The 11,825-nt window shown below is 47.7% G+C and carries 9 protein-coding genes; 4 read left to right on the forward strand and 5 right to left on the reverse strand.

What is annotated here, in order from left to right:
* The first annotated feature begins 46 nt into the window (after positions 1-46).
* From gyrA to HMPREF3022_RS02260, 4 genes are all read left to right on the forward strand, one after another.
* On the forward strand, positions 47-2,818 hold the full coding sequence (gene gyrA, locus HMPREF3022_RS02245) for a DNA gyrase subunit A (RefSeq protein ID WP_070765072.1): 2,772 nt from the start codon (positions 47-49) through the stop codon (positions 2,816-2,818).
* A 64-nt stretch (positions 2,819-2,882) separates the two neighbouring features.
* Complete coding sequence (uvrC, locus tag HMPREF3022_RS02250) at positions 2,883-4,724, forward strand: excinuclease ABC subunit UvrC (protein WP_049331012.1); 1,842 nt, start codon at positions 2,883-2,885, stop codon at positions 4,722-4,724.
* Between the two features lie 27 nt (positions 4,725-4,751).
* Positions 4,752-5,501: a type I 3-dehydroquinate dehydratase gene (gene aroD / locus HMPREF3022_RS02255; protein WP_049331014.1), complete on the forward strand. Its 750-nt coding sequence runs from the start codon at positions 4,752-4,754 to the stop codon at positions 5,499-5,501.
* Between the two features lie 136 nt (positions 5,502-5,637).
* On the forward strand, positions 5,638-6,207 hold the full coding sequence (locus HMPREF3022_RS02260; protein ID WP_049331015.1) for an acetate uptake transporter: 570 nt from the start codon (positions 5,638-5,640) through the stop codon (positions 6,205-6,207).
* A gap of 76 nt (positions 6,208-6,283) precedes the next feature.
* Here the strand turns inward: HMPREF3022_RS02260 and yfaE are convergent, their stop codons facing one another.
* From yfaE to nrdA, 5 genes are all read right to left on the reverse strand, one after another.
* On the reverse strand, positions 6,284-6,583 hold the full coding sequence (gene yfaE, locus HMPREF3022_RS02265) for a class I ribonucleotide reductase maintenance protein YfaE (RefSeq protein ID WP_049331016.1): 300 nt from the start codon (positions 6,581-6,583) through the stop codon (positions 6,284-6,286).
* A gap of 61 nt (positions 6,584-6,644) precedes the next feature.
* Positions 6,645-7,022, reverse strand: coding sequence for a DUF6979 family protein (locus HMPREF3022_RS02270; protein WP_049331018.1), 378 nt, complete (start codon positions 7,020-7,022; stop codon positions 6,645-6,647).
* 75 nt (positions 7,023-7,097) lie between these two features.
* Entirely contained in the window at positions 7,098-8,231 is a 1,134-nt protein-coding gene (nrdB, locus tag HMPREF3022_RS02275; protein ID WP_049331034.1) for a class Ia ribonucleoside-diphosphate reductase subunit beta, read from the reverse strand.
* A gap of 153 nt (positions 8,232-8,384) precedes the next feature.
* The gene (locus HMPREF3022_RS02280) at positions 8,385-9,137 is read right to left on the reverse strand and encodes a hypothetical protein (protein ID WP_049331019.1); all 753 of its coding nucleotides are present in this window, start codon (positions 9,135-9,137) and stop codon (positions 8,385-8,387) included.
* Positions 9,138-9,203: 66 nt separating this feature from the next.
* Complete coding sequence (gene nrdA, locus HMPREF3022_RS02285; RefSeq protein ID WP_049331020.1) at positions 9,204-11,483, reverse strand: class 1a ribonucleoside-diphosphate reductase subunit alpha; 2,280 nt, start codon at positions 11,481-11,483, stop codon at positions 9,204-9,206.
* Between the last annotated feature and the right edge of the window lie 342 nt (positions 11,484-11,825).

Here is an 11,825-nt window from a genome sequence, read left to right on the forward strand (position 1 = left end):
GTGGTAGAATCAACAAGATTTTTGCCATACGAAATTACAGATAATCATGACCGACGCAACCATCCGTAACGACCATAAATTTGCACTCGAAACCCTGCCTGTCAGCCTTGAAGACGAAATGCGCAAGAGCTACCTCGATTACGCCATGAGCGTAATTGTGGGGCGAGCCCTGCCGGATGTCCGCGACGGTCTCAAGCCGGTACACCGCCGCGTGTTGTACGCGATGCACGAGTTGAAAAACAACTGGAATTCCGCCTATAAAAAATCGGCGCGTATCGTCGGCGACGTTATCGGTAAATACCACCCTCACGGCGATACAGCTGTTTACGACACCATCGTCCGTATGGCGCAAGACTTCTCCATGCGTTATGTACTGATCGACGGTCAGGGCAACTTCGGTTCTGTCGACGGCTTGGCCGCAGCAGCCATGCGTTATACCGAAATCCGCATGGAAAAAATTTCCCATGAAATGCTGGCGGATATTGAAGAAGAAACCGTTAATTTTGGCCCCAACTATGACGGCAGCGAACATGAGCCGCTGGTATTGCCGACCCGTTTCCCTGCGCTGCTAGTCAACGGTTCGTCCGGTATTGCCGTCGGTATGGCAACCAATATCCCGCCGCACAATTTGGGCGATACCATCAATGCCTGCCTGCGCTTGTTGGATGAGCCTGAAACTGAAATCGACGAGCTGATCAACATCATCCAAGCGCCCGATTTTCCAACCGGCGCAACTATTTACGGCTTGAGCGGCGTGCGCGAAGGCTATAAAACCGGCCGCGGCCGTGTAGTGATGCGCGGTAAAACCCATATCGAGCCTATCGGCAAAAACGGCGAACGCGAAGCCATCGTTATTGATGAAATCCCATATCAAGTAAACAAAGCCAAGCTGGTTGAGAAAATCGGCGAGTTGGTACGCGAAAAAACGTTGGAAGGCGTATCCGACCTGCGCGATGAGTCCGATAAATCCGGTATGCGTGTCGTGATTGAATTGAAACGCAATGAAAATGCCGAAGTCGTTTTGAACCAACTCTACAAACTGACCCAGCTGCAAGATAGCTTCGGTATCAACATGGTGGCCTTGGTTGACGGCCAGCCGCGTTTGCTGAACCTGAAACAAATTCTGTCCGAGTTCCTGCGCCACCGTCGCGAAGTCGTTACACGTCGTACTTTGTTCCGCTTGAAAAAAGCGCGTCATGAAGGCCATATTGCAGAAGGTAAAGCAGTTGCTTTGTCCAATATCGACGAAATTATCCGTCTGATTAAAGAATCTGCCAATGCGCCGGAAGCCAAAGAAAAACTGCTGTCCCGCCCATGGCGCAGCAGCTTGGTTGAAGACATGCTCAGCCGTACAGATTTGGACCTGCAGATGATGCGCCCTGAAGGCTTGCCAGAGAATTTGGGGCTGCACAGCCAAGGCTATTATCTGAGCGAATTGCAAGCCGATGCCATCCTGCGTATGAGCCTGCGCAACCTGACCGGCCTCGATCAGGAAGAAATTGTCGGCGAATATAAAAACCTGATGAGCAAAATCATTGATTTCGTGGATATTCTTTCCAAACCTGAGCGTGTTACCCAAATCATCCGCGAAGAATTGGCAGACATCAAGTCCAACTTCGGCGACGAGCGTCGCAGCGAAATCAATCCGTTTGGCGGCGATATCGCCGATGAAGACCTGATTCCGCAACGCGAAATGGTCGTTACCCTGACTCATGGCGGCTACATCAAAACCCAGCCGACCACCGACTATCAGGCACAACGTCGCGGCGGCCGCGGCAAACAGGCAGCGGCAACCAAAGACGAAGACTTTATCGAAACCCTGTTTGTTGCCAACACGCATGATTATTTGATGTGCTTCACCAATTTGGGCAAGTGCCATTGGATTAAAGTGTACAAACTGCCGGAAGGCGGCCGCAACAGCCGCGGACGTCCGATTAATAACGTTATCCAATTGGAAGAGGGCGAAAAAGTCAGCGCGATTTTGGCTGTCCGCGAGTTCCCGGAAGACCAATACGTCTTCTTCGCCACTGCACAAGGCATGGTGAAAAAAGTCCAGCTGTCTGCGTTTAAAAACGTCCGCAGCCAAGGCATCAAAGCCATCGCGCTTAAAGAAGGCGATTACTTGGTCGGCGCAGCGCAAACCGGCGGTGCGGACGATATTATGCTGTTCTCCAACTTGGGCAAAGCCATCCGCTTTAATGAATATTGGGAAAAATCCGGTAACGATGAAGCAGAAGATGCAGATATCGAAACCGAAAACGAAGATTCAGACGGCCTGGATGATGAAAATGCCGAAAACGCATTGCCAAGCGGCAAACACGGTGTCCGTCCGTCCGGTCGCGGCAGCGGCGGTTTGCGCGGTATGCGCCTGCCGGCCGATGGCAAGATTGTCAGCCTGATTACCTTCGCCCCTGAAGCCGAACAAAGCGATTTGCAAGTATTGACTGCTACCGCCAACGGCTATGGCAAACGCACCCCGATTGCCGATTACAGCCGTAAAAACAAAGGTGGACAAGGCAATATCGCCATCAATACCGGCGAGCGCAACGGCGATTTGGTTGCCGCGACTTTGGTCAGCGAAACCGACGACCTGATGCTGATTACTAGCGGCGGCGTCCTGATTCGTACCAAAGTTGAGCAAATCCGCGAGACCGGTCGTGCAGCCGCCGGTGTCCGCCTGATTAATCTGGATGAAGGCGAAACCTTGGTCAGCTTGGAACGCGTGGCCGAAGAGGCTGAAGATGAAACCCCTTTAGAAACCGATGCAGCTGAAAACCAAGTGGTAGAAGCTGAAGATACTCCGTCTCAAGAATCTTAAACGTCAATGAAAAAGGCCGTCTGAAAAGTTTTCAGACGGCCTGCTTATTCCAAAAGAAAATCCCGTGAGCGCAACCGAACCGTTCGATTTACCTCTTTTTCTGAAAAATCTGCCCAATCTGCCGGGCGTGTACCGTTTTTTTGACGAAGACAATAATGTTTTGTATGTCGGCAAAGCGGTCAATCTCAAGCGGCGCGTTTCCAGCTATTTCCAAAAAAACGACCATTCGCCGCGCATCGCATTGATGGTAAAACAGGTTCATCATATTGAAACCACCATCACGCGTTCCGAAGCCGAAGCACTGATTCTCGAAAACAACTTCATTAAAGCCTTGTCGCCGAAATACAATATCCTTTTCCGCGATGACAAAAGCTATCCTTATTTGATGCTCAGCGGCCATCAATATCCGCAAATGGCGTATTACCGTGGCACGCTGAAAAAGCCTAATCAATATTTCGGCCCGTATCCGAACAGCAACGCCGTGCGCGACAGCATTCAAGTGTTGCAAAAAGTCTTTATGCTGCGTACCTGCGAAGACAGTGTATTCGAGCATCGCGACCGTCCTTGTCTGCTGTACCAAATCAAACGCTGCACCGCGCCTTGTGTCGGCCACATCAGCGAAGAAGATTATCGCGACAGCGTGCGTGAAGCCGCGACTTTCCTCAATGGCAAAACCGACGAATTGACGCGCACCTTGCAACACAAAATGCAAACCGCCGCCGCGAATCTACAATTTGAAGAAGCTGCCCGTTACCGCGACCAAATTCAAGCACTCGGCATCATGCAGAGTAATCAGTTTATCGACAGCAAAAATCCGAACAATCCAAACGATATCGATTTGCTTGCGCTGGCAGTTTCAGACGGCCTGGTCTGCATACACTGGGTCAGCATCCGCGGCGGGCGGCACGTAGGCGACAAAAGCTTTTTCCCCGACACCAAAAACGACCCCGAACCAAACGGACAAGATTACGCCGAAGCCTTTGTCGCCCAACATTATCTGGGCAAAAGCAAACCCGACATCATCATCAGCAACTTTCCCGTTCCCGATGCGCTGAAAGAGGCTTTGGAAGGAGAACACGGCAAGCAGATGCAATTTGTCACCAAAACCATAGGCGAACGCAAAGTCTGGTTGAAAATGGCGGAGCAAAACGCACAAATGGCGATTGCCCAACGCCGCCTGCAACAAAGCAGCCAGCAACACCGTATTGATGAACTGGCCAAAATCCTCGGCATGGATTCAGACGGCCTCAACCGCCTTGAATGTTTCGATATCAGCCACACGCAAGGCGAGGCTACTATTGCGTCCTGCGTTGTGTACGATGAGCAAAACATTCAGCCTTCGCAATACCGCCGCTACAACATCACGACCGCCAAGCCCGGCGACGACTACGCCGCCATGCGTGAAGTGTTGACGCGCCGTTATGGCAAAATGCAGGAAGCCGAAGCCAACGGCGAGGCCGTCAAATGGCCCGATGTCGTATTGATTGACGGCGGCAAAGGGCAAATCGGCGTCGCCGTATCCGTATGGGAAGAACTTGGGCTGCACATTCCTTTGGTCGGTATCGCCAAAGGCCCCGAGCGCAAAGCCGGCATGGAAGAACTCATACTGCCTTTTACCGGAGAAGTTTTCCGCCTGCCGCCCAACAGCCCGGCTTTGCATTTATTGCAAACCGTACGCGATGAATCGCACCGCTTTGCCATTACAGGCCACCGCAAAAAACGCGATAAAGCGCGCGTTACTTCCTCACTCAGCGAAATCCCCGGTATAGGTAGCAAACGCCGCCAAGCATTGCTCACCCGATTCGGCGGCCTGCGCGGCGTGATTGCAGCTAGCCGCGAGGATTTGGAAAAAGTGGAAGGCATCAGCAAAGCCTTGGCGGAAACCATTTACGAGCATCTGCACTGATTGGCTTGAACAGCAAAAAGGAACAATATGAAATCTGTCATCATCAAAAATATCGAGATCGGCAAAGGCCTGCCTAAAATTGCCGTACCGCTGGTGGCTGCCAATACGCAGGAATTGGCGCAGGCTTTGCGCGTATTGAAAGAGACGGCTTTTGACATCATTGAATTTCGTGCGGATTTTTTTCAAGAAGCGCTTGATGCCGATTTTATTGCCGAGCAATTAAGCATTGTTCGACAGGCTTTTCCTGACAAGCCCTTGTTGTTTACGTTTAGAAGGGCGCAAGAGGGCGGCAATACGCCTTGTTCGGAAGACTATTATTTTAAATTATTGGAGAAAATCATCTGTTCCAAACAAGCCGATATTATCGACATCGAGCTTTTTGCCGAGGAGGGCGGCGTCAAAAAAATCATCGCATTGGCACATGAACATCAAACTGCCACCTTGCTTTGCAATCACGCTTTCCAAGCCACGCCGTCTTTAGCAGACATTACAGGCCGTCTGAAAACAATGGCCAAGTGGGGCGCGGATATCTGCAAAATTGCCGTTATGCCGCAATCGCCGCAAGATGTGTTGACCCTGTTGCAGGCGACATATAATGCTTCACAAATTATCGACCGCCCGATTATTACCATGTCCATGGGTAAAACCGGAGCTGTCAGCCGCTTGGCCGGTTCGACTTTCGGCTCGGCCGTTACCTTTGGCGCGGCACAAAAAACGTCGGCGCCCGGCCAAATTGATGCTAATGAATTGAGGAAAATCTTGGCAATTTTGGGATAATTTAATTATTAATATTCAAGGCTGTCTGAAAAATATTTTTCAGACAGCCTGATTTTTTTTAAATTTATTTCTTTTAATTTTGAATTAAACCTGTAACAATGGGTTTCCTATTTCTAATAACTAGAGGAGAAATAAAATGACTGCTACTAAAGAAAACCTGGCGAACCCAGGTCCAGTAGGCCTGTGTGGCTTTGCATTGACAACTTGGTTGCTCAGTCTGATTAACGGCGGCTTTTTTACTGCTCAAGAGGGTGTCGGCTTAGTTTTGAGCATGGCTCTCGCCTTTGGTGGTATCGCCCAAGTTATTGCCGGTATGTTTGAGTTCAAGAAAGGCAATACGTTCGGCTTTACCGCTTTTATCAGCTATGGCGCCTTCTGGTGGACATGGGCTTTGTTTACCATCTTTTTTAAAGGTGAAACAGCCCCGGCATTTATCGGTTGGTATCTCTGCGCATGGGGTATGTTTTCGCTGATGATGTTTGTGGCTACCTTGACCAAGCCTAAAGTATTGAGCGGTATTTTCTTTTTCTTGACACTGACTTTCTTTGCCCTGGGCATTGGCGATGGCATGGAAAATCATAGCATTGTCCATATCGGCGGTTGCTTAGGCTTGGTAACTGCACTTGGTGCGTTCTACTTGGCAGCGGCAGAGGTTATCAACGAATCTTTCGGCAAGACGGTTTTGCCGATTGGCGAACGTAAATAAGCTTGACCATACAAAATGCCGTCTGAACGGTGGAAATGAAATCAAAGATTTCGGCTACAATGTTCAGACGGCATTTTTATTTGTCTTCAAATAAATCGACATCAAATAAATCCGGCTCTTTGATGCGCTCCCGACAATCGAGCTTGATGTCTTCAGTAACCCGACAGCAGCACGGCAAAATTTCTCCGGGCGCGATGAAGGCGAGCGGAAAATTATCATAAGACACTTTCCCATCCAAGATTTTGACCCGGCATGAACCGCAATAGCCGCTGCGACATTGGTATTCAACCTCGTGTCCGGTGCGCTCCAAGCCCTCCAATAAGGTTTCGCCTTGTTGGAGTTGGAAGGTTTTGTCGTGTGTGCTAATGAGTGCCATGTGTGTTTTAGGGCATAGAGGCCGTCTGAACAATGTTTCAGACGGCCTTAAATATATAAATTCAAATAATCAAGCCTTTTTCCCATAAGGCCAAAACGACATGAAGCTGGCTGTTATATTTTTTTTCATTACCCACAATTTCGCGCCAGAAAACGGATTTTTTCTGATTTGCCCATTCGGGATCATTTTTTAAAAGGCTGACCGCTGCAACGGTATATTCTCCGTTTTTGGAATGTTTGGTTTTGACTTTTTCCGGGTTGATTCCTTTAACCAACCCCGCACGACACAATCCCAAAAATGCATTCTTTGGGCATCCTTTTTTTCTAATTGACTCCTTGATGGGAAATGATGCCGCAATCTCTGTCCAAGCTTGTTCCATATCTTCATATTTAGAATATGATTCAGCTGCTTTTACCGCAATGTCGCCATAAATCTTCATTTTTGGTTATACCTTGAGGATTGAAAAGAGATTTTCAGACGGCCGGTTACGCCCAAAGGCCGTCTGAAACGCGGTTTACAGCTCGAAATCGCCCAAATCGTCCGCGCTGACTTCCGAATCAATCTGACCGATTAAGTAAGAAGAAATTTCCACTTCCTGCGGCGCAACCTGTACATTGTCAGAAGACAGCCATGCGTTGATCCAAGGAATCGGATTTTGGGTCGCACCTTCAAATCCGGCAGGAAGGCCAACCGCCTGCATACGCAGATTAGTAATGTATTCAACGTATTGAGCCAGAATTTCCTTGTTCAGGCCAATCATTGAGCCGTCTTTAAACAGATAGGCCGCCCATTCTTTTTCCTGCTCGGCTGCTTTTTTGAAGAGGTTGAAACACTCGTCCTGCAATTCATTCGCAATTTCAGCCATTTCAGGATCATCGGCACCGGCACGCATCAGGTTGAGCATATGCTGGGTGCTGGTCAGGTGCAGGGCTTCGTCACGGGCAATCAGTTTGATGATTTTGGCGTTGCCTTCCATCAATTCGCGCTCGGCAAAGGCGAACGAGCAGGCGAATGAAACGTAGAAGCGGATGGCTTCCAATACGTTGACGCACATCAGGCAGAGATAGAGCTTTTTCTTTAACTCACGCAAAGATACGGTAACAAGCTTGCCGCCGATATTGTGCGAACCTTCGCCCAACAGATTGTAATACTGAGTGTATTCAATCAAATCATCGTAATAGCAGGCAATGTCTTCAGCACGGGCGATGATGTATTTGTTTTGCACAATATCATCGAACACGACTGACGGATCATTTACGATATTGCGGATGATGTGGGTATAGCTGCGCGAGTGGATGGTTTCGCTGAAGCTCCACGTTTCAATCCAAGTTTCCAGTTCGGGAATCGACACCAAAGGCAAGAACGCAACATTCGGGCTGCGGCCTTGGATCGAATCGAGCAGGGTTTGGTATTTCAAATTGCTGATGAAAATATGTTTTTCGTGTTCGGGCAGATTGGCGTAGTCGATACGGTCGCGCGACACGTCGATTTCTTCCGGACGCCAAAAGAAAGATAATTGTTTTTCGATCAGTTTTTCAAATACTTCGTATTTCTGCTGGTCATAACGGGCAACATTTACCGGTTGACCAAAAAACATCGGCTCTTTCAGCGCATCGTTTTTGGTTTTGGAAAAGGTGCTGTATGACATAGACAGGTGTTCGCAGGACATGGTTTTTTCTCGGTTTGATTACAATTTATGCAGATGGATTTCAGACGATCTTCTAAACTTATTTAGCTAAATAATGCGTCTTAAACTTACATGCCTTAAATCTATAAAATTTGCTAAACTATAATAAATATTTTAATTTAGCAATAACTTCGTTTTTTCTATAATTTCTAAAAAGCCCTTAGTAGCAGTCATAATTACTATGATATCACTAACCTTCTGCATAATGCTGCTACCTAAAGGTTCTTTAGTCATAAACTCCCTATATTTAGAATCAATAGTCATATGACCAATAGTTAATTCTATTGCCTCCAAAACTGCCTCACTACCTGTAATCCAATATTCTTCAAGAGTTTGAATTAGTCTGGATAAATATTTCAATACTGATATTTTTAATTGTTCATTTAAATCAGAATTCAGAACTTCTTCATACAATTTTTTAATACTTCCATTAATATCTTTTATTTTATTGGTATCTAGATTTTTCAAATGATTATTCTGAGTTTTATCTAGATTAAAATCTATAATTTGGACAGTCATTCTTAGGTATTTTATTGTATGCTCATCTATATAACATATGGAATCAGCCCATGATTTATTCAAGTTACTCAAGTTACTCTGGGCCAAGAAGTACAAAACTTGAGTAGTCCAATAATTATTGTCTTCAAGACTATTCGGTGCTGTTACCTTAATAAATTCATTCACTTCTTCTAACAGTTTATAAAGCTTACCAATTTTCATCAAAATGTCTTTTGTAGCAGTATCATCAGACAAATCGAATATTTCTCTCCATGCCGAGAATGCACTTTCATTTATAGGGATAAGCTTAGCCTTTGTGAGTATAGTCAATAATCTACGTGCTGGGTTATCAAAATATGTAATAGACATTTTATTATTCCCTTAATCTTTTCAGACGACCTTTTTAACCAAAAGGCCGTCTGAAAATCCCCCTTATTAAATCTTACAGGCCCCACCTGCGCAGCCGTCATCCTGAATATCGGTCTGCGTATCGTCCGCACCGTCACGGGTGTTGTGGTAGTACAGGGTTTTGACGCCGTATTTATAGGCGGTAAGTAGGTCTTTCAGCATTTGTTTCATGGAAACTTTGCTGCCTTCAAATTTGTTCGGGTCGTAGGCGGTATTGGCGGAAATCGATTGATCGACGAATTTTTGCATTACGCCGACAAGTTTCAGGTAGCCTTCGTTGCCGGGAAGCTGCCACAGGGTTTCGTAGGCATCTTTCAGGGTTTCAAATTCCGGTACGACTTGTTTCAAAATACCGTCTTTCGATGCTTTAACCGTTACCAATCCGCGTGGCGGCTCGATGCCGTTGGTGGCGTTGGCAATTTGCGAGCTGGTTTCAGACGGCATGAGTGCGGTCAGGGTAGAGTTGCGCAGGCCGTATTTGACGATGTCGGCGCGCAGGCTTTCCCAGTCGTAGTGCAAAGGCTCGTTGCACACGGCGTCCAAGTCTTTTTTGTAGGTGTCGATAGGCAGTTTGCCTTGCGAATAAACGGTTTGGTTGAACAGCGGGCATGCGCCGTATTCTTTGGCAAGGTTTACCGATGCTTTGAGCAGGTAATACTGCATGGCTTCAAAGGTGCGGTGGGTCAGGCCGAGCGCGGAGTCGTCGCTGTAACGTACGCCGTTTTTTGCCAGATAGTAGGCGTAGTTGATGACGCCGATGCCGAGTGTGCGGCGGTTCATGGTTGCGGTGCGTGCTGCTGCAACCGGATAGTCTTGATAATCCAAGAGGGCATCAAGTGCTCGTACGGTCAAATCGGCGAGTTCTTCCAGTTCGTCCAAGTTGTTCAATGCGCCCAAGTTGAAGGCGGACAGGGTACACAAGGCAATTTCGCCTTCTGCGTCGTTGATGTTGTCCAGCGGTTTGGTTGGCAGGGCGATTTCCATGCACAAGTTGGACTGATGAACAGGCGCAACGCGCGGATCAAACGGGCTGTGCGTGTTGCAGTGGTCAACGTTTTGGATGTAGATACGACCGGTACCGGCGCGTTCCTGCATCAGGGTGGAGAACAATTCTGTTGCCGGCAAAGTACGTTTGCGGATGTTTGGATCTTGCTCGTATTGAGTGTAGAGGCGCTCGAATTCGTCTTGATCGGCGAAGAAGGCATCATACAAACCCGGAACTTCATTCGGCGAGAACAGGGTAATATTGCCGCCTTTGATCAAACGGGTGTACAGCAGGCGGTTGATTTGTACGCCGTAGTCCAGTTGGCGGATACGGTTGTCTTCTACGCCGCGGTTGTTTTTCAATACCAACAGACTTTCGGCTTCGATGTGCCACAATGGGTAGAACAAGGTTGCCGCGCCGCCGCGTACGCCGCCTTGCGAGCAGGATTTAACCGCCGCTTGGAACATTTTGAAGAATGGGATACAGCCGGTGTGTTGTGCTTCGCCGCCACGGATTTCGCTGCCCAAGCCGCGGATACGGCCGGCATTGATGCCGATGCCTGCTCGTTGGGAAACGTATTTTACAATCGCGCTGGTGGTGGCGTTGATGGAGTCGAGGCTGTCGTCGCATTCAATCAATACGCAGCTTGAGAATTGACGGGTAGGCGTACGCACGCCGCTCATGATGGGTGTAGGCAGCGATACTTTGAATGTGGAAACGGCGTCATAAAAACGTTTGACGTAATCCAAACGGGTCTCTTTCGGATATTTGCTGAAGAGACACATGGCCACCAAAATGTATAAAAACTGCGGCGTTTCATAAATTTGGCGGGTAACGCGGTTTTGAACCAGATATTTGCCTTCCAGCTGTTTCACGGCAGCATAAGAGAAGGTCATGTCGCGGCTGTGGTCGATATAGGCATTTAGCTCGTCGAATTCTTCGCAGCTGTAATCTGCGATGATGTGGCGGTCGTATTTGCCTGCTTCGGTCAGTTTTTTAACGTGATCGTAGAGGTGAGGCGGTTCGAATTCGCCATAAGCGATTTTGCGCAGATGGAAAATGGCGAGGCGGGCAGCCAGATATTGATAATCGGGCGTATCTTGTGAGATCAGGTCGGCCGCGGCCTTGATGATGGTCTCATGGATGTCGTCGGTACGGATACCGTTGTAAAACTGAATATGTGATTTGAGCTCGACTTGCGATACGGAGACGTTTTGTAAGCCTTCCGCCGCCCAAGTAACAACACGGTGGATTTTGTCTAAATTGATATCTTCCAAGCGTCCGTCGCGTTTGGTTACTTTAATATTCGTTGCTGCATTCATTGTTCAGTCTTCCCATTAAAAAACACAAGATACGGTATGTGATTGCTTTGAACGGCACAATATAATGTATTTTTCTTTGTTTAACTAGACTTGACAATGCGCTTTTTTCGGGGTGTGGATTAGGGGATGGGAGGCTTAAACTAGATTTTATGTGGCTTTGTGGCGATTTGGCATTATTTTGCGTTTGCATCACATTTGGCCAGACATTGGCTAGAGGCTTATGAAATAAAGAAATTTATATTCAGGTTTCGTCTAAATGGAAGGTGTGTTAAATTTTGCAAAGCAAGTAGTATGATGTAGTAATTAACCACATTTTTGTCATGTAAAAAATGGGTGTTTTGC

The sequence above is a fragment of the Neisseria sp. HMSC065C04 genome (assembly GCF_001815375.1).
Taxonomy (GTDB): Bacteria; Pseudomonadota; Gammaproteobacteria; order Burkholderiales; family Neisseriaceae; genus Neisseria; species Neisseria flavescens_D.